19 protein-coding genes, 1 tRNA gene and 1 pseudogene are annotated in these 19,292 nt (G+C 47.7%); 8 read left to right on the top strand and 13 right to left on the bottom strand.

Annotated elements, in window-relative coordinates; genetic code table 11:
- Positions 1–51 precede the first annotated feature (51 nt).
- A complete protein-coding gene (locus D791_RS01430; protein WP_036506787.1) occupies positions 52–2,376 on the top strand; it encodes a trimethylamine N-oxide demethylase in 2,325 nt (774 codons plus the stop codon).
- Between the two features lie 127 nt (positions 2,377–2,503).
- Positions 2,504–4,321, top strand: a complete 1,818-nt coding sequence (locus tag D791_RS01425; protein WP_051513900.1) for a methyl-accepting chemotaxis protein — start codon at positions 2,504–2,506, stop codon at positions 4,319–4,321.
- A 26-nt stretch (positions 4,322–4,347) separates the two neighbouring features.
- Here the strand turns inward: D791_RS01425 and D791_RS01420 are convergent, their stop codons facing one another.
- The 5 genes from D791_RS01420 to D791_RS01400 form a co-directional block, all read right to left on the bottom strand.
- Positions 4,348–4,674: a DMT family transporter gene (locus tag D791_RS01420; RefSeq protein WP_036506784.1), complete on the bottom strand. Its 327-nt coding sequence runs from the start codon at positions 4,672–4,674 to the stop codon at positions 4,348–4,350.
- 77 nt (positions 4,675–4,751) lie between these two features.
- Positions 4,752–5,882, bottom strand: coding sequence for an aminomethyl transferase family protein (locus tag D791_RS01415; RefSeq protein ID WP_036506781.1), 1,131 nt, complete (start codon positions 5,880–5,882; stop codon positions 4,752–4,754).
- 80 nt (positions 5,883–5,962) lie between these two features.
- Positions 5,963–6,997 carry a heme-dependent oxidative N-demethylase family protein gene (locus D791_RS01410; protein ID WP_036506778.1) on the bottom strand — a complete coding sequence of 345 codons (1,035 nt, stop codon included), beginning with the start codon at positions 6,995–6,997 and terminating at the stop codon, positions 5,963–5,965.
- Between the two features lie 9 nt (positions 6,998–7,006).
- Positions 7,007–7,954 (bottom strand): PDR/VanB family oxidoreductase, encoded by a 948-nt coding sequence (locus D791_RS01405; protein WP_202806784.1) that lies wholly within the window; start codon positions 7,952–7,954, stop codon positions 7,007–7,009.
- Positions 7,951–8,475 (bottom strand): dimethylamine monooxygenase subunit DmmA family protein, encoded by a 525-nt coding sequence (locus D791_RS01400; protein ID WP_036506775.1) that lies wholly within the window; start codon positions 8,473–8,475, stop codon positions 7,951–7,953. The genes D791_RS01405 and D791_RS01400 overlap by 4 nt, the downstream gene beginning before the upstream one ends.
- 336 nt (positions 8,476–8,811) lie before the next feature.
- Between D791_RS01400 and D791_RS01395 the strand changes: the two genes are divergently transcribed.
- The gene (locus D791_RS01395) at positions 8,812–9,441 is read left to right on the top strand and encodes a YbhB/YbcL family Raf kinase inhibitor-like protein (protein ID WP_036506773.1); all 630 of its coding nucleotides are present in this window, start codon (positions 8,812–8,814) and stop codon (positions 9,439–9,441) included.
- 56 nt (positions 9,442–9,497) lie between these two features.
- Here the strand turns inward: D791_RS01395 and cobB are convergent, their stop codons facing one another.
- Genes cobB through D791_RS01380 form a run of 3 tightly spaced genes read right to left on the bottom strand, consistent with a single transcriptional unit; the run spans position 9,498 to position 11,063 of the window.
- Positions 9,498–10,223, bottom strand: coding sequence for a Sir2 family NAD+-dependent deacetylase (gene cobB, locus D791_RS01390; protein ID WP_237748469.1), 726 nt, complete (start codon positions 10,221–10,223; stop codon positions 9,498–9,500).
- Positions 10,205–10,480, bottom strand: coding sequence for an acylphosphatase (locus D791_RS01385; RefSeq protein WP_036506770.1), 276 nt, complete (start codon positions 10,478–10,480; stop codon positions 10,205–10,207). Before D791_RS01385 ends, cobB begins: the two co-directional genes overlap by 19 nt.
- A 10-nt stretch (positions 10,481–10,490) precedes the next feature.
- On the bottom strand, positions 10,491–11,063 hold the full coding sequence (locus tag D791_RS01380; RefSeq protein ID WP_036506767.1) for a helix-turn-helix domain-containing protein: 573 nt from the start codon (positions 11,061–11,063) through the stop codon (positions 10,491–10,493).
- Positions 11,064–11,193: 130 nt separating this feature from the next.
- Here D791_RS01380 and D791_RS01375 point away from each other — a divergent pair.
- The 4 genes and pseudogenes from D791_RS01375 to D791_RS01360 all read left to right on the top strand — a co-directional run bounded on the left by D791_RS01375 (position 11,194) and on the right by D791_RS01360 (position 13,739).
- Positions 11,194–12,374, top strand: a pseudogene (locus D791_RS01375) (benzoate/H(+) symporter BenE family transporter).
- 128 nt (positions 12,375–12,502) lie between these two features.
- Positions 12,503–12,579, top strand: a tRNA-Pro gene (locus tag D791_RS01370).
- A 369-nt stretch (positions 12,580–12,948) separates the two neighbouring features.
- On the top strand, positions 12,949–13,290 hold the full coding sequence (locus D791_RS01365) for a DUF4258 domain-containing protein (RefSeq protein ID WP_036506764.1): 342 nt from the start codon (positions 12,949–12,951) through the stop codon (positions 13,288–13,290).
- Positions 13,291–13,292: 2 nt separating this feature from the next.
- A complete protein-coding gene (locus D791_RS01360; RefSeq protein WP_036506761.1) occupies positions 13,293–13,739 on the top strand; it encodes a helix-turn-helix domain-containing protein in 447 nt (148 codons plus the stop codon).
- A gap of 51 nt (positions 13,740–13,790) precedes the next feature.
- On the opposite strand, the gene D791_RS01355 is transcribed toward D791_RS01360, so the two are convergent.
- Positions 13,791–14,285 (bottom strand): hypothetical protein, encoded by a 495-nt coding sequence (locus D791_RS01355; RefSeq protein ID WP_051513895.1) that lies wholly within the window; start codon positions 14,283–14,285, stop codon positions 13,791–13,793.
- 387 nt (positions 14,286–14,672) lie between these two features.
- Between D791_RS01355 and D791_RS01350 the strand changes: the two genes are divergently transcribed.
- Positions 14,673–15,002, top strand: coding sequence for a hypothetical protein (locus tag D791_RS01350; protein ID WP_036506758.1), 330 nt, complete (start codon positions 14,673–14,675; stop codon positions 15,000–15,002).
- A gap of 589 nt (positions 15,003–15,591) precedes the next feature.
- On the opposite strand, the gene D791_RS01345 is transcribed toward D791_RS01350, so the two are convergent.
- The 4 genes from D791_RS01345 to D791_RS01330 form a co-directional block, all read right to left on the bottom strand.
- Positions 15,592–16,557, bottom strand: a complete 966-nt coding sequence (locus tag D791_RS01345) for a PstS family phosphate ABC transporter substrate-binding protein (RefSeq protein ID WP_081763668.1) — start codon at positions 16,555–16,557, stop codon at positions 15,592–15,594.
- Positions 16,554–16,784, bottom strand: coding sequence for a hypothetical protein (locus D791_RS01340; protein WP_036506755.1), 231 nt, complete (start codon positions 16,782–16,784; stop codon positions 16,554–16,556). Before D791_RS01340 ends, D791_RS01345 begins: the two co-directional genes overlap by 4 nt.
- Positions 16,785–16,799: 15 nt before the next feature.
- On the bottom strand, positions 16,800–17,963 hold the full coding sequence (locus D791_RS01335; RefSeq protein WP_051513884.1) for a Na/Pi symporter: 1,164 nt from the start codon (positions 17,961–17,963) through the stop codon (positions 16,800–16,802).
- A gap of 350 nt (positions 17,964–18,313) precedes the next feature.
- Complete coding sequence (locus tag D791_RS01330; RefSeq protein WP_237748468.1) at positions 18,314–19,204, bottom strand: sulfurtransferase; 891 nt, start codon at positions 19,202–19,204, stop codon at positions 18,314–18,316.
- Between the last annotated feature and the right edge of the window lie 88 nt (positions 19,205–19,292).

The raw sequence follows: 19,292 nt of genomic DNA, 5'->3' as shown, positions 1-19,292 counted from the left end.
GGATGGCTGATCCAGCCGACAAAGCCGCGTCATTGAAATCAGGATTTCAATATGAAAAAACCCCTTGCCACCCAATTGCATGAGCCCGCGCTTTTCGCAAGATCCACTCGGGTACACACCCAGAGCCTTGTTCCGGGCAAAACGCGTATTCTGTTACTGGAGGCCGGTGATCAGCTTACGGTTGTGAATGTTGAAGGTAACCAACAAGCCGAGATCCTAGCGTTGAATGAACAAGGCCTCTGTGCGCTAGAGAGTCTAGGGCTTTCAAACAACACTCCAAACAACACCTTACATCAAAGCCTTTCAACCCATACAGACTGTCCAGATGCATTCAAAACGCTCATCCAGCAATTGAACCCACTACCCTGCTCCGTCAATCTTTGGGATGAAGCTCTCCCAGCGGGTTACAGGCTTACATTAATTGCTTCTGACAAAATGTGGATTGTGCTAAGCATCCCTGACTGTAAAACCCCGGTTGACTCACAGGCACGTTCCAGCGAACTGGAACTCATATTGACGCGATTGGACGCACAGGCGCTGCCGACATTGCCTTCCTCCCTGGGTGAGGTGGTGAATGAATTTACGCTGCACCCCGGAACGGCAAGGGCCTACCCAGTCAAAGCGGGCGAGTATATACAAGTCATCGATGTAGCTGGGCGTCAATGCTCGGACTTCGTTGCCTTTGATTTCACCGCCCTCAATCAAGGTCAATGCGTTGAGCTAGACCCTACGGTCACTCGAACACTCAACGGTCACGCTTACCCAGGGCCCGGACTTTTCAGTAAATTTTTTGATCAACAGATGCAACCCATGCTGGAAGTGATTCAAGACACCGTTGGACGCCACGACTCCTTTGCCCTTGCTTGCACAGCGCGCTATTACGAGAGTATGGGCTACATGGGACACGACAATTGCAGTGACAACATCAGCCATGCCCTTCAGCCCTTTGGCATTCCATCTAAACCGGGCTGGCCAGCCATTAACTTTTTCTTCAACACCCAGATCAATGAACATCAACAAATGACGTTGGATGAACCCTGGTCCAGACCGGGTGATTATGTGCTGCTACGCGCACTTAAAGACCTGCTCTGTGTCAGCACTTCCTGTCCCGATGACATAGACCCTGCCAATGGCTGGATGCCGACGGACATTCACATTCGTCTTTACTCAGCACAGGAGCATTTTAGTCCCGCTATGAGCACTCGCACGCTACCCAATTCAGAACCCGTCCTCACTCGCAAGAGTGGTTTTTACCCTCACCTGTCTGCCCTGACTCAACACTTTACCGAGTACCGTGGCTGGTGGCTGCCCACCCACTTTAACGGCTACGGGAGCCTGCAAGAATATTACGGCTGCCGAGAGCGAGTCGCCGTGATGGATCTGTCTGCTTTACGCAAGTTTGATATTTTGGGACCTGATGCAGAAGCCTTGCTCAACTACTGCTTAACCCGTGATATTCGTAAACTTGCCGTGGGTCAGGTGGTGTATTCGGCCATGTGCTATGAACATGGAGGCATGCTGGATGATGGCACCCTCTTGCGTTTGGGCCCTGATAATTTTCGTTGGATTTGCGGTGAGGACTACGCTAGCATCTGGCTAAGGGAACAAGCGGCTAAACTCAACATGAAAGTCTGGATTAAATCGGCGACGGATCAAATTCATAATCTTGCCGTACAGGGTCCATTGAGCCGAGAACTCTTAACGCAACTGATTTGGACCCCTGCGACACAACCGTCGGTGACAGAGTTGGGCTGGTTTAGACTGACGATAGGACGTTTAAATGACTACAACGGCTGTCCCCTCATGGTCACCCGAACCGGTTATACGGGAGAGCTGGGGTATGAAATCTGGTGTCACCCCGATGATGCCACAGCCCTGTGGACTCAACTTTGGGAAAAAGGAAAACACCTAGGGCTTGTGCCGTTGGGCTTGGAGGCGTTGGACATGCTGCGCATTGAGGCCGGACTTGTATTCGCAGGTTATGAGTTTTGTGATCAAACCGACCCCTTTACAGCAGGCATAGGTTTTTGCGTCCCCTTAAAATCAAAGCAAGATGAATTTATTGGCCGAGAAGCCTTACTGGCGCGCCAAGCTCACCCTCAGCACAAACTGATGGGCTTGCGTATTTTGGGCAATGAAACGGCGCATCATGGTGACCGCGTCTATCAAGGGCGTGCACAGGTCGGTATTGTCACCAGTGCCACCCGCTCCCCAATCACAGGTCAAAATATCGCACTCTGCCGCCTTGATGTTCGATACTGCACACTTGGTACGCCTTTACAGTTAGGTAAGCTTGATGGGCACCAAAAACGCCTTGAGGTCGAGGTCTGTGCACCCATTTTTTACGATCCTGACAAAACACGTGTTCGCAGCTAGCCACAAATACGTGTTCATCTGTGAATACTCAATAGACAAGGACGTCTGCTGAGCCTCCTGTATGTATTTCAGTGATATGGCATATAACCTGCATAAATCTGAGCATTCAGATGGCTGGAGGGTCAACATGCCTTTATTCACGTTTCGGAAATCACCTTCAAACGATGCTGACGCATGGAAAACAGCCCTATTAACGGGTGATATAGAGAAAGCCCTGCAACTCGAAAATGGACAAATGCCAGCCTCTCTTTATGAGCGTTTAACCCAGTCTCAAGCGCACATAAATACGGCATTGCCCCCAAATCCTGCACCAGATCTCCTTAAACGGCTGTCAGGTTTGCAGTCGCATGCACAAAAGGCCCTTGCTCAAATTGAAAATACCTTTTCTGAAATTGCATCAAGAACCCAAGAGCAACTGACCTTTTTATCCCATACACGCGGTTTTTTATTGGATAGCAGCAAAAGTGCAGACAATATCCGCATTGAAATGAAGCAAGAGCTGGATCAGACCCACCATTTTTTTACCAACGAGCTTTCCGAACTCATGGTGGCCATACACGAACGAACAGAAGCCTCGCGTTCCGTAATTGATGACATCGACAGCATCGGTCGCACGGTTCAGCTCCTTTCACTCAATGCCGCTATCGAAGCGGCGCATGCTGGAGAGTCGGGCAAAGGCTTTGCCGTTGTCGCTCACGAAATCCGAAACCTTGCGCTGCGCACGCAAGAAAATGCACGACAAGCCTATGCCGAAATGGATTTGAGCCAATTGAGGGATCAACTGAGTCGACTGCTGACAAGTTCAGAATCTCGTCTGAATGAACTCAGCCAAGGGGTGGCACAATCCTTAACCACGCTGCATGAATTGTTTGATGCCATGAGCAACTATATAGGTGAAATTGAGGCCAACAACCGCATTATCGACAGCGGTCTTAGTATCGGAGTAGCCGCCGATAAACACTTACGCAACCGAGTTCAATGGAGCCAGGGTCTACTGAAAGACATGCAATCGGTTTATTCAAAAACGCAATTATCTCAACAACAGGCACTTTTTCAACGCTTACTGAATGAAGAGAAAATCCAAGCCGATCCCAAGTTTGATCGATTAGAATCCATTCTCAAAAAACGTGAGATACGCATCGCCATTGAGCCGCAATTTATAGGGGTGTCGTTTAGAGATGCTCCCGGCCAACCTTTAAAAGGGTTGGATGCAGATTTAGCTCAAGCCTTTGCTAAATCCTTGGGGGTCAAATGTGTGTTCGTTGAGTATCCCTGGGATCGTTGCTTGGAGTTATTGGAAGCCGGTCCCAATCGACGGGAGGCAGAAGTGGATCTTGTGTGGAGCGCACTACCACCAATGCCCGGCTATGACAGTGTCGCCTTTTCCGATCCTTATGTATTTTTACCCTATGTGTTGGCCAAACGCACCGGCGATGATCGGATCAAGTCTCTACAAGACTTAAAGGGAAAAGTCTTAGGCTGTATTAATGACCCAGCGGCCATTTCGGTTCTGGAAGAGCAAGGCCTGCGCTGGCAAGCCAATCGCAACAAACCCGGTGGACGTATTGAGCTTTCAAACCTACTGGCCTACAACGACCAAAGCCTCATTCATGACTGCCTGGCCCAGGGTGTGGTCGATGCCTTTGCTGTTGACCTTCCTATCTACTACTGGGCCTGCAAAGGGGAAACCAGTCCATGGCGCGGAAAAATTGAAGTCATCCCGGGCAATATCAGCTCAGGACTCTGGTTTTATTGTGCAGCGGTTGCCAATCACCCCAGCAGTTACGCTTTACTCAAACGCATTAATCGCTTCATTGGAGATTACCGTCAAAGCAAAGACTATCAAATGCTACTCAACACTTGGCTGGGACAAAGCTTTAACGATCCTAATTGGACATTCGACAAAGGCGTTAACCAATTAAAAGACCTTGAGCCGACAGGCTGAAGGTCTTCAATGGACACGAACGTTGATCAATGTGCTGGAGAAAAAAACTTCAGTCCAACAATGCCCATCGTAATCATAAGCAAGCAGAACATCTTGGCAAAAGTGGCAGCCTCGCCCAGCACAGTCATACCGTAAATCGCCGTGCCAATGGCCCCTATTCCGACCCAAACCGCATAGGCCGTCCCGATTGGAACCGTCCGAACCGATAAGGCCAATAAGTACATACTCAGGCAGATGAAGAAAATGCAATAAAGCGAAGGCCAAAGGCGTGTAAACCCTTCGGTTTTCGGAATTGCCGCGGCATAGCAAATCTCACTAATACCCGCCAACATTAAAAACCACCATCCGGTCATTTGACCTCCTATTGATTATCCAGCGCGATCCAAACACACGAACCCCTTAGATAAGGGGTTAAAGATCCAGCGACAGCTTAGCCTTTTGCCGTTCGCTTCAGCTTTTCTGGATCATCAAAGGGTAAGGTGTGTGCGATGGCATTTGCATTCAAGCTCCCGCGAACCTCCAAGGGAACACCCTGCTCAGCATAAGGCACATGTAGACGTGCGATCGCCATCGACTGATCGGTTAAGCGCGAATACATGGCACAGGTAATAATCCCCACTTGCCGACCATCCGCCCACAGTGCATCACCTTCGGCCGCTGCAACCTTGGCATCCAGCAACACACCAAAGATTTTAAAGCGCTCTTTACCTTGCAAGCGCTTGTGCTCTGAGCCTCCCCGAAACTCACCCTTGGTGGGGGACACTGTAAAATCAAGACCCAGTTCCCAGAGCGTATCACCGGCAGGCTGATCAACAAATGGGTATTTTTCTGAATTATCGTAGGGATAAAACAATAAATAACTTTCAACACGCAACCAATCCAGTGCGGTGAATGCGCAGGGAACCACACCGTAGGCCGCGCCTTTCTCAAGCAGAGTGTCCCAAATCAATGGCGCATCGGTTGCTTTGCAAAAAATCTCATAGCCACGCTCACCAGTGTACCCTGTGCGTGAAATCATCACAGGGCAATCAAATAAGCGAGTTTGAATATGATGGAAATAGGGCAAGTCACGTATTCCTGGAACACACTCGGCCAATAACTCGACGGCTAAAGGCCCTTGTAAGGATAAATCATGGAGATCATCATCAAACAACACTGCCACTTGACGTCCTTGTGCAGAGCGAACCAACATTTCATGGCCGATGCCCGCACCGTGAACCACCATAAACGCATTTGGGCCTGTCCTGTAGATCACACAGTCGTCAACAAACTTACCCGCTTCGTTTAAAAAGGTCGCGTAGACCGACTTTCCTGGGTACACCTTCGAAATATCGCGGCTCGTTGCATACTCCAACAGGGATTCTGCGTGTGGGCCCACATAATGTACTTTTTTCAGTCCCGATACATCCATCAATCCGGCACGTGTACGAATCGCTTCATGCGCATCTGCCAGATCCGTGTCATAGGTCCAAGCAGTGCCCATGCCATTCCAATCTTCTAACTTAGACCCCAGTGCTCTATGCCGATCGGCTAATGCCGACGTTCGCCAAGAATTTGCCATTGTTTAGACCTCAGTCATGTTTATGTGTAAGTAAGTCGTCTGTTTCAAAAACTCGTAATGCCCTACTTCAGCCATACGGCTTATTCGGCACAACAAGGACGTTCAGCCGGATCGTAGGATTTTAGCCAATCAACCACCATAGCCCGGTACTGACTGAGTCCCTTGTAATCCGCCAACTCGTCAGGAAGGTCTCTTAACACGCGATGCAAACGGCACGCCCACTCCGGCTGTGTTGCCAATTCATCTAAACGAATTAAATAGGTGCGGATACTGAACATCAGGGCATGACTGCGTGGTAAGCGCGCTAAAAACTGTAACTCAACACGTAAGTGAACCATCTGAGCCACATTGTCAGGGGTCACCAAGCTACGCTCATGCCCCCATTCGTGATAGGTTTCGGAGGAGGTATCAAGGCGTGGATTGACCGTCATTGTCCAGTTCAAGCGGCGAACAGGTCGATCCACCTGGATATTCATCAGGTATTTAAGTGCGCGATCAAACACGCCCATTTTATGAGCCATGGGGACAGGGGCATGCCACTGAGTAAAGTTCATGCCCGCATCAAACTTAATCGACCAATCGGCAGGACCTGTGACCATGCCTGCATCCATCCATAGGTTATTGTCGCGCTGGTCAAGAATCGCGAAGTCACCTTGCACCTGACGCGTAATGTACTCCAAGGGTTCGCAAGGCAAGGTTTCAGAATCACCATAGGTGAATGCCTGCCGCAGATTCAGCGCATGATTCACCCAAACCCATTGATCACCCGATTGATACAACTCAAACCATTCTGGATAATCACGGGCTAAATGCGTCATCAACAAGGCTAAGCTGTCCCAAGCAGCACACTCCATATGAGGCATGACTAGACAACGATCAGGATCCTTTTCTAAGACCTTCGCTCGCTCTGCCACCTCAGACAGATAATGTTCATCAATATCAAACCAATGCTCAAAGACACTTCCAGCCTCCCCTTTTAAGGCCGGTTCGATATTGACTGAATACATATACTGATCTTCAGGAAACGGGAAAGGGAAACGCTTAATTGCCTTCGATGTGTTCCGAAAGGTGAAATCGTCGCGGTAGGATTCGATGGGATTAAAAACGACAGACATAAAATTCTCCTAAAGGTCTAACACAAGTCGGCTGCCACACCTGCCACGTGACACACAGGGCATCAATTGCTGCGACTGATCGGCTTGAGATAAAAATGCATCACGATGCTCCACCTCCCCTTCCAGATAGGTCGTTACACACTGACCGCAGACACCCCCGCGACATAGATTTGGAATCTCAACGCCAGACGCTTCTAATGCCTCTAACAAACTTTCGTCTGCACTCACCTCCAAGGTTTTATTCAAGCGTGCCAACTCAACCTGAAACGCTTGACCCGGTTCAGCGCCTGCAAAGGCCTCCCAATGAATTCGTGACGGTGACCAAGCGTTTTTGGTCGCGGCCTCTTGTACCGCAAGGCGTAAACGCTCAGGCCCACAAACGTACACGTGCGTCCCAACGGGTTGGTTAGACAACAGTTGATCTAAATCCAAGCGTTGCTCAAGATTGGAATCATAGGTGTGTAGTTTGGCTGAGAAGGCTTGACGAAGATCAGTGACATAAGCATCCGTTACACCACCGCGATAGGCATAGTGCAACTCATACGACTTGGATTGACGTTGAAATTCTGCAAGATACGAGAGAAAGGGCGTGATGCCTATGCCACCTGCAATCATCAGGTGATGCCGAGCAAATGAGTTCGGTGCAAACAGATTCGCAGGGGGCGTGATGTGCAAATGATCCCCTTCCGAGAGCCTTTCATGCATAAAACGAGACCCACCCTTGGAATGCTCTTGCAAACGAACGGCAATGCGATAACTGGACGTATCCGCAGGATCACTCAAGAGTGAGTAGGCCTTTTTCAAGACTCGCACAGACGTTGGAAGATGAAGTTGGATATGACTTCCTGATGAAAAACCAGGCAAGCTCCCTGTCATCGGCGATAAGGTGAATTCACGGATAACATCGGTGATCTGTTTGACTTTTGTGACTTCGACTTCAATCATTGAACGCATCATTTAACCTCGCCTCCGTATGGCTGATTCGCATCGAGACACACCCCCATATAGGCACCCAGACGCTGAGAAAAATGATCTCTCACAAAGAGTTGTACCTGACAGGACTGACACTCCGCCTCGGTTTGAGTACTGATTGCTTGAATATGACCGCAGTGCACACAGTACAGATTTCGGACATCCTCGGTTTTTAGCAAGGTCATCTCATCGTTTAACCACCCCGCTTGACTTGCGACAGACCAGCACGCCCAGATAAAACGCTCATCCCCACATATGGCTAAGTGGGACCCCACAGAGGTGCTGTGTAAGGCATCACTTACCACAGGGTCTATCACACCCGCCTCCCATTGGATGTTTGTCAACACTTTGGACACGGGTAAGGCGTTAACCATCGATAAGAGTTCTATCGCTTTGGGGTGCTCTGCATCTTGGATCATCGAAATTAAAACGCGCGAGCTCAGCTTTGGTATGCTTTGCGCATAGCTTGGCTGACTCGGTAGACGGTTCTGACACTCTGTCTCCATGGGTATACTTCCTCCACTTGCTTTCACCAAGGTTAAACAAAAGCACTTCTGTAAAATTACCATGAAGAACTTTTTATTCTTAAAATGAAAGCACAGAGTATGCCAATCTAAGCAGGCCATTGATTTATATATCAACAACAGTAATCTTAAATTCCTATTAGGAATAATTTTAACCCTTTTTGCCCAATTGCAGGGCACAAAAGGTAAAATAGAGCGTAATAAATGCTCATAAATGCCACACATTTGAGGTAGGCTTTACCTCTTTCAAGTCTGGATTTAATGAACCTGCGTAGAAAAAATTGATCCTAATCGATACCAAGACATCAGGAGTTTGTCATGAAGTTAACGAGTTTAAGCCTTCAAGAAGGTCATGCTATTCCCGAGAAATTTGCGTTTGCTAAAATTGCATCAGATAGCCCCATCACTCTATCCGATAACGAAAATCCACATTTAGCATGGAGCGATGTGCCTGAAGGTACGCTCTCGTTTGCGATTATCTGTCATGATATTGATGTGCCTAGCCAAGGAGATCAGGTCAATAAAGAAGGTCAAACAGTGCCTAAGGATTTGCCCCGCGTCGATTTCTACCATTGGTTACTTTGGAATATTCCAGCTTCCACCTCAGAAATACAGGAAGGTACACATTGCCAAGGGGTTACGCCTCGTGGAAAACCCGGTCCAAACGCCCTTGAAGGCATGCATCATGGTTTGAATGACTATACCGCCTGGTTTGCAGGTGATGAACAAATGGAAGGTCAATATTTTGGATACGATGGCCCCTGCCCGCCATGGAATGATGAGCGCCTGCATCATTATGTGTTTACCGTCTATGCCTTGAATACGGCGTCGATTGATCTGAAAGGGGCAGCAAAAGGTGCTGATCTCCTAGCCGCAATTCAGCCCCATATCATCGACTCCGCATCGATCACCTGCACATACAGCTTAAACCCGTCGGTTTTAGCATAATCTTCAAGCGGCAGGATGAGTTGTCATGATCAACAGCTCATCTTGCGCTGACTCCTTTATATGCGAATGGAGTTAAGATATTCGACAACCACTTTTGAAGCGGGACCATAAATTCCCTCATCAAAGGTATGGCTTGTTTGCTCCATATTTAGCTCAACCGTATGAGCACCGGCAGTCTTCGCCACCGACATAAAGCCAGCGGCGGGATAGACCTTACCGGACGTACCAATAGAGATAAATACATCGGATTCACTTACGCATTCAAAGCACTCATCCAAGCCATACGGCACCTCACCAAACCAAACGATATTAGGCCGCATGGCACTGGGAGGCTGGCAGCATGAGCAGCGATCCTGGTTCGTTAAGTCCTCAGTCCATGTCTGAGCTTTGCCCGAGGTTAAACACAACGCACTTTGCAATTCGCCATGCATCGTCAGTATATTTAAACTCCCGGCTCGCTGATGCAGGTTATCGACATTTTGCGTAATTAACGTAAAACGTCCTCCCATACTGACATGGCGTTGCTCAAACTCCGCCAATGCCAAGTGTGCTGCATTCGGCTTAATCTCGGCCTGCTTCAATTGGGCCCGACGCTGGTTATAAAACTGATACACCAACTCAGGATCGCGAGCAAAACCTTCTGGCGTTGCCACATCTTCAATACGATGCTCTTCCCAGAGCCCATTCGAATCGCGGAAGGTTTTAATGCCAGACTCTGCGGAAATACCCGCTCCCGTCAAAACAACAATATTTCTATACTGCATTAACGTATCTCGAAGCATGTAAAGGACTCATCCATCGCCTGTTGCTGTGCTTGAATGTCTGCAACATTTGCCAACTCTGGACCTTTACTCAACCAGGTTTCGACATGACGCACATTTTGCTCATCCCCACAGAGCAAGGCTTCGACGGAACCATCCGGCAAGTTTTTTACCCAGCCCGTCACATTATTAAGCTGGGCGTGTTCCTGTGTGAAACGCCGAAACCACACACCTTGCACTCGGCCACTGATGATGAGATGTAAACAGAGTTTGCTCATAATCGCCCCTCTAAGACCTACAACTTGATTTTGCATAATGAATAATGTCATGAAACACGACAGGCGTCTCGCCTGAGTTGCGATACACATGAAACTGATCGCCTGCAAACTTCACTCTATCCCCTTGTTTCAGCCGAATCCAAGCGCCATCGATAAAGAGCTCCAATTCACCTTCCAAGATCATCAAATGCTCTAGAACACCCTCTTCATGGGGGTCAGACTGGGTTTGGCTGCCAGGCTCCAATCGTAAATACATAACCTCGAAGCCAACCAATGGATCATAAGGAAACAAGGTGACGACGTCTATTCCCCTATCGTCAGAGATCACGCGATTTGATGCCTTAGGATTTGGCTCAGTAGAGGCAACTGATAAGTCCGTTACCAAGGCTGTAAAAGACAGATGAAACCCAGTTGCGATCTTCCAGAGTGTCGATAGGGTTGGGCTGGACTCTCCTCGTTCTATTTGACCCAACATGGCCTTACTAACCGTTGTGTGTTTAGCGGCCTCATCCAAGCTCCATTGCCGTTCTTGGCGCAGTTGTCGCAAGCGCTGGCCTAACTGCAATACTGGAGGCTCTGACATAAAAAACTCCTCATCCCGATTGTGCGCTATAGCGCACAGTGTTATGCTCACCGAATGAGCGTTATAGCGCACAATATAACAGACTCGTTTGGCATAGCGACCTTCAGCCCTTCAAAAAACAGGTGCCCTCGTGAAACTTCCCTATTTTCTAACTTCACAGTTGTTTAAAGATTTTTCATTATCCACCCTGACGTCCGGTTTTGTCGCCATTTTGGTGGGCTATACCAGCTCAGCGGTTATCATTTTTCAGGCCGCCGCTTCGGCTGGCGCAACTACGGCCGAGGTGACCTCATGGTTTTTTGCGCTCGGCATCGGCATGGGCATTTCGACCCTAGGGCTGACGCTCTATTACAGAACACCAATCTTAACGGCTTGGTCGACCCCAGGCGCTGCACTTTTGGTGACCAGTTTAAATGGTGTCAGCCTACCTGAGGCCATTGCCGCGTTTATGTTTAGCGCCATTTTAATCACGCTGGCGGGCATCACGGTTGGTTTGCCAAAATCATGCAGTACCTCCCCATTCCACTGGCAAATGCGATGCTTGCGGGTGTTCTGTTTCAGTTTGGTTTATCGATTTTCGAATCTGCACAATCTGAACTTGCCCTAGTAATGTTGATGCTCGCCATCTATCTTGTCGGTAAGCGTTACGCACCCCGCTATGCCATTTTGTTGGTGTTGGCAGGCGGTGTGATCATGGCTTGGGCGCAAGGCCTGATGACGATCAATCAGCTGGAATGGCAGATCGCACAACCTGTGTTCACAATGCCCAGTTTTTCGCTATCGGCGCTCATCAGCGTGGGCATTCCCTTGTTTATCGTCACCATGGCCTCGCAAAACATGCCAGGAATTGCGACCATCCGAGCGGCGGGCTATGAGCCACCCTTATCGCCCTTGATTACTTGGACAGGTCTAACGACCTTAGTCCTCGCCCCTTTTGGTGCCTATGCCCTGAACCTTGCCGCCATCACCGCCGCGATTTGCATGAGTGAAGATGCGCATCCTGATAAAAAACGACGCTATACAGCGGCTGTAGCGGCAGGATTCTTTTATCTTCTAACGGGTCTTTTAGCCGGATCTGTGGCGTTGTTATTGGCTTCCTTCCCTAAAGAGTTGGTACTGGCACTGGCAGGATTGGCATTGCTTTCAACTATTGGCAATAGTTTATCGACAGCTCTGCAGGAGCAATCTCACCGTGAAGCCGCTTTAATCACCTTTTTAGTGACGGCATCGGGTATGACACTCTTCTCTGTCGGCAGTGCGTTTTGGGGGCTGATTGCGGGGTATGTGGCTTGGCGGGTGTTTAAGGCATAAGACGATAAGCTTAATTGGCTATGCAACTCAAAGAGTTGCAAAAAAATTCCAAAAAGAGCTTCACACTGTAATTCGGTTCATGTAGTATTTGCGTCCTCTTGAAGGCAACGCCTGATGGAGAAATGAGTCGGGGCGTAGCGCAGCCTGGTAGCGCACTTGCATGGGGTGCAAGGGGTCGCAGGTTCAAATCCTGCCGTCCCGACCAATATTAAGCAGTAAAAACAAATCGTTAATTCTTTTCATAATCATCTAGTGACAATTTCGTGACGTTTTTTATTTCGCCTTATCTTTTTAGTGCATGTAACATTCACAGGCCGCAAAGATAAAAATGAGTGAAATAAAGCGGGTTTAATATTTGCCTACTCATATTAAACACAGCTTGGCAATCCTCTAAAACTCTCCTTGAAAGCCCCATCCTATTTTCGCCTATCCTTTAGTATAATCCAGCGTAAACCCTCGTTAGAGTTGTGAGCAGTCACATTATGCAGGATGTAACCAGCTAACCAACAATACCTATTGCATATAAGCACACTTAACCTATAATAAGTATAGATTACTGCCAAAGAGGAAGGCGATGCAGGAAACAGCTAAACTGATAGAACTCCCGTTCATCAGTAGCGATAGTGTGCGTGACGAAATACGCCGCATTGCCGGATCAGAAACTGAAAGTTTGTCCCTTTTGGATCATGCATTAGAAAGAATGATACAAAGAGATATCTCTATGAGGCAAATTATTAATGTGCTGAAGAATGGTGAGCAAATTGGCGATATGCGCTGGTGCTCGGATAAAGAACGCGGTTGGCGTTATAAATTAAAAAGGGTGACCGCTGGAATAAATGTAACAGTGGTTGCAAAGCTTGTAAATCGAGAAAATACTACATGCCTTGTAGTGACAGTATGGGGTCAGGAGGAATAGTGATGTATCACTATAAAGCGTGCGGACTGAATAATATCCATCTTGCTAATGGTTACACAGTTACCGACACTGCGCATGGCACAGGTGTTGCTATTCATGATATTGATGGGCTGCATCGCGTGATTGCAAAAAGCCTAGTCTCTAAAGAAGGTTTACTTACAGGCCGCGAGTTTAGATTTCTCAGAGTTGAACTGGATCTTTCTCAGAAAGCTCTTGGTGGTTTGATGGACAAAACTGACCAAGCCATTGCAAAATGGGAGAAAGGTGAACAGAAGATTCATGTTCTTGCAGATAAAGCTTTGCGAGATCTTTATATGGAGTCCATTAACGAAGAGCCTATCGCGGGCTTACTTAGTAAGCTTGCCAACTTGGATCGACAAATTCATGAGTTGGAAATTGATTTGGAGGAAACTGATCAAGGATGGCAACCTACCCAAAAATGCGCGTAATCAAATCAAGCCCCTTTATGGGGCTTTTTTGCATCAGGCATAGCCAAATAGCTAGATCACTCTATTTGCACAAGCTACACACTCAACCAAATTAAGTGCCGACAAATTCAAATATTTCGAATCTTCATCTAAACAAGCAAGTATTCCGCTGTCTTGTAATCTCGCGTATACGTATGAAAGCAGCCAAGGCTCTTTTCGAAAACTTATACTCTGCTTTATAGCTTCATCCTGCGAAACAGGCTCTAGACCCTCTCTAAACTTTAAGGATGCGACTAGCCGTTTAAGCTCCCGGTCTTGGGCCTCTTCAGTGATCAATTCAATCTTCACACCTGCTCGCTTTAATGCAAGGTGGATCACGATTAAGATCTCTAGAACAGACTCTACATGTTGCGCTGAAACAGACATCCTTGCCAGAACTAAAACTGACGCTAACAGATTTGGCTGCTCAAAAAATATCTCATCACAAACAGCCGCCTTAGCAACGCTATCCATCAGCTCAAGCTGCTGAATTGCGGATGTTAAGGCCACATCAGTAATTTTCGTCATACCCTTTTCTCTGTAATAAATTCCAAGTTCAAACCATCATATCAAGACAGCCATCAAAGTGATCACCGATCAATTAGATCATGATAGAGGTATCGTCATTGAATCCAAAGCGGAACTCGATATTTTATTCAATGATATTAAACCCCGAAGTCAGCGTGACCTCTCCCTAACCGCTTGTAAACTGCTCTCCTCCTAAAGATTGTGACCCTCGGTAAAACCAATACACCTTTGCTCACTACATGCTTTAGCGCAGGGTAACATAACCATTAAGACTTCTTAATTTGACTAACTCTGATATACAGATGATACTCAAGCTCCAAAACTCTAACGTCCTTACTCAAGTACGCTCTATGTTGCGGATCCTCAATCACAGAAAAGGTTTTCCTAATGCGTACTAAACTACTGTTACCCTTGATTTTATCCTGCCTATTAGCCCTACCTGCACTGGCAGCTGATTATTATGTTGATATTACTAACAAAACTGGCTACCAGATCAACCAGCTATACGTCAGCCCCGGCGATCAAAAGAGTTGGGAGGAGGATGTATTGGGCAATGACGTTCTTGTTAACGGTACAACCCAACGAGTCACCTTGACGGGTTACTCGTCACCCGTTTTTGATATTCGCCTGATTGATTCTGATGGTGACAGCTACACATTTTGGGATATAAATGTTGAGGAATATGACTTACTTGTCACGCCAGATGATCTGGATTAGTTGGGTGCCAATATCAGTCATGTTAGGTTGAAGTTAGCAAAGCAAACCTAATTATGGTGTAAGTTTGCCCTTATCGTAAGTTGCACATAGTGCATCAAGGATGGGAGCTATGTGCAAAAAGCTCAAAATGATGGTTTGATCAACCTCCGTTTAACCTCACTTGGTCGGCAAATAAATCTGAATCGCTGCCATAATGTGGTCGATACTTTCTGTCTGTAATATGCTCGTCACTTCTGCTTGCTAGGCTATCAGGACAACGACCCTAGGAGAAACACCATGCGGAAAATTCTGATGCTAACCAGCGTCACTTACCTTGCCCTTTTGTCCTCAGCAACTCAAGCCGCTGCACTTGGCGGCTTGGCTTTGAAGATGCAGAATCCGCTCGTGCGGTGCTAGATGCTGCTGCCGCGAATTATGAATCCTTACGTTAATATCGGAAAAGACTTTTCTTTTTATCTTACTGATAAAGAATGAAAAGGGTTTGTTACCTTAGTGGTTTCTGAACAAGATTAAAGTCAAAGCAGCCAGTCACTCAATTGCGACTGGCTACTCTAAAAATACCAAGCCATTGAGTTAGCCAATAACTCTCTCACTGACCTTCAAGCTGTTGCAGCTGGGTTAAGGTATCAACATATACCTGCTCCTCAAACGGAAGGTACCCCGTAAAATGAATCCAGCTGCGAATGCCTTCCACATACGAAAGGGCAAAGCGATGAAGCTCGGGGGTGTCCTTGAGGCTCTGCTGATTCAAATAAAGGTAAAGTGGCCGCGACAAGGGCGTATACTCACCGCGTTTAACGGTTTCCAAGGTCGGAAATACGGAGTAGGTATCATTCGTCACAGCAAGAAGTTTCAGCTCATCCCAGTGACGGTGATATCCACCAATTCCAAAAAAGCCTAAAGCGCTCGGTTCGGCTGCGATTTGAGCGGCAAGAAATTCTTCATCCTCACTGGCAACGTAGTCCTTACGACTACTGCGAGTGGTTCCTACAATTGCCGTCGTGAAGTAATCATAGATTCCCGAATCTTGGCCTCGACCAAACAACTCAATCGGTTCGTCTGGCCAACTCGCACGCACATCACGCCAAGTCATGACCTTTCCCTCTGACTCTGGCGACCAAAGTCGTTGGAGTTCGGCTACAGAGATATCATTTGCCCAACTGTTGGATGGGTGTACTACAATCGAAATCGCATCCAAGGCAATGGGCACTTCAACATACGACACACCCTTAGACTCGCAGGCAGCCTGCTCACTCACGTTAATTGGCCGCGATGCATTGTTGATGTCAGTCTCCCCTTCGCAGAATTTTCTAAAACCAGCGGTTGTCCCCGTGAACTCGACGGCTAGGTTGACGTCTTTATTAACACGCTCGAAACGTCGTGCGGCCTCTTTAGTGAGCGGATAAACGGTGCTCGAACCACTGGCTATTATGCTGTCAGGCGTCACCACCTGCATTGAGTGATTATTCTCTTTGCAGCCTTGAAGCATAAAAACAACCGATAGCAGTCCAGACATGATCAAAGTATTGGAATTCCTACGTCTTGAACCAGTCATGATCGTCTCCCGAGCTCTTGCTTCAGAACCTGCCAAAAGGTTTTAAGTCCACTCACTTTCGTGTCAACCGCATCGATATAGGTATCGAGCTGATCAATCAGTTCGTGTTGCTCATGCTGCTCTCGCTCTTGGTTAGATGCTTCAGCCAATTGCGCTTCCAGAGCATCGACCGATTCACGTAATTCACGAATTCGTGCTTCAGTCTCAATTTTACGTTGCGAATCCATCCCAATCTCCTCAGATCAAAACAACTGGCTCGCCCCAATCAGGAGCAACGGCAGGACAAAGAAAACACCTAAAATATAAGCGGCCACATAAAGTTTGCTTTTTTGTGCCAAGTCGGCGAGACCGATAGCGATACCAGGGGGAAGTCCGCGTAGAAAAGGCAGACCGTATATCAGTAGTATACCCACCAGGTTAAACAATAAATGCACCAGTGCAATCTGCATCGCAAGCACGGCGGTGGGACCGCTTATCGCCGTTGCTGCTAACAGTGCGGTGATGCAGGTTCCCACATTGGTACCTAGCGTAAAGGGGTAAACCTGTTTGAGACTGAACACGCCCGTTCCGGCAAGCGGCACGATAAGCGCCGTGGTTGTAGAGGATGACTGGACTAACACGGTAATTATCGCACCCGACCCCATACCCGAAATAGGCCCGCGCCCAACACTGGCATGCATAATATCGCGCGCCTTCCCTACCATGACTTTTCGCAACACTTTGCCAATTGCAGTCACGACAAATAAGATCAGCGCCACCCCGATCAAAATTAGTGCAACTCCAGACCACACTTTATTCGGCAGCCAAGATACAGATGCATTCAGCAAGTCTGCAGCCGGTGAGATAATCATTTTCATGAAGTTCATGCTTTTCATATCAACACTGGCATCGCTGACAAAAAAGCCCGCCAGCAACGCGGAAGACTTTTCTAATACCCCGAACATCATTTCTAAAGGCAGAATGATGGCCACTGCAACGATATTGAACGCATCGTGCACTGTCGCGGCTGAGAAGGCGCGACGAAACTCTTCGCCACTTCGGACATGGCCCAAGCTCACAATGGTACTGGTGAGAGAGGTGCCTATGTTGGCACCCATAATCAGGGGAATCGCGATACTAACTGGCAAACCACCTGCCACCATTCCCACGATAATGGAAGTAACAGTACTCGAACTCTGTATCAACGCTGTGGCGACAACCCCAATCACCAATCCAATCAACGGGTTGGTTGCAAACGCAAATAACTCTTTGGCATTGCTCGCGGTAGCGGCCTTAAAGCCATCTCCGATTGCACCTACCGCAGCGAGTAATAAATAGACTAAGGCAACAACAATAAGCCATGACAGCCATTGCGAAGCCCCCGGACGCTCCCTTTGCGCCGGTATGGCGCTTCCTACAATCGACATCTAAGACTCTCCCAAACCAATGTTAAGTTGATTCAGGCTAATCAAGGATGATGAACATTTAATGACGAATACACTTTAGCGCTGGAGTGGTGAGCATGTGCAAAAGTACATGTCATAGGGTCAAAAACATCAATACGATATCAAATCTTCAACCAATCGATACAACGGACACCAAGCTAGCAGCTCAATCAACCAGAGTCGTTGTTGCTCTGAAGTATTCACAAAAACGTCCATATGTCCATGTGCTAAGAGCTTGAGTGTAATGCAACTTTCTAATAAATACGACCATACCTTTGGGTACTCATTACACCTCCGTCAGTAAAACAACTGTTACACGTATTAGTGATTAACTAGGCTTCCCCCTCAACCGGAAACCCCTCCCCAGCCCCCCACTCGGCCCAGGAGCCATCGTACAGACTCACCTGTTCTCTACCCGACACAATAGCCGCTACCAACAGAATACACGCGGTAATTCCCGAGCCACAGGAAAACGCAATCGGACGACTGGGTTCCAAGGCCAATGCTACAAAAATCTGATCTAAGTCTTGAGGTGACTTGTACAGATGCCCATCTAAAACCTTTAGGAAAGGCAGATTGAGGGATTGGGGTATGTGCCCACTTCGCACTCCCGGACGAGGCTCTGAAACGCGTCCCATAAAGCGATCTTCCGAACGGGCATCCACAACCTTAAATGAGGATGATTCAATGTTCGATAAAATCTCAGCACTGGATTTAAGATTAGCCGAATGTAACTGCAAGGCGTCATCGACCAAACAACCCGTTGACGCTGTATAAGCGCTTGCAACGGCTCTCCCTTCTTGCAACCAATGGGGTAATCCACCATCCAGAATATACACTTTATCAAAGCCAAAGGTTTTGAAAATCCACCAAACTCTGGGGGCTGCATAGATGCCTTGGTTATCGTAAATCACCAATGTCTGACGCTGGTTAATTCCCACACGCTTAAGTAACGAGCGCATTTGCTCAAGAGTGGGAAAGGCATGAACTGAGCTAGAGGTTAAATCCGACAAATCAGTTTCGATATCCAGTTTAATGGCATTGGGAATGCACACAGGCGAGTCATACTCAATCGGCTCTTTACCTATGACTTTACCAATACTGGCTTCGATGACAACAAGATCAGGGTCTTGCAGGTGCGTTTGTAACCATTCGGACGTTACTAAAGGGGATGCGTGCATAAAATGACCTTCGTATTTTGGCAACACTGTGAATTCGAGCATCTCCTTCGATCATAGCAGGCAGCGGTAATGGACTCCATCAACACAGACAAAAAGGCTGCAATCTGTAGCCTGGAGACAGCCAAGACGG

The organism is Nitrincola nitratireducens (genome assembly GCF_000585235.1).
GTDB classification, from domain to species: Bacteria; Pseudomonadota; Gammaproteobacteria; order Pseudomonadales; family Balneatricaceae; genus Nitrincola; species Nitrincola alkalisediminis.
The sequence above is the reverse complement of the archived record's forward strand: the minus strand, read 5'-3'. Positions and strand labels throughout refer to the sequence as shown.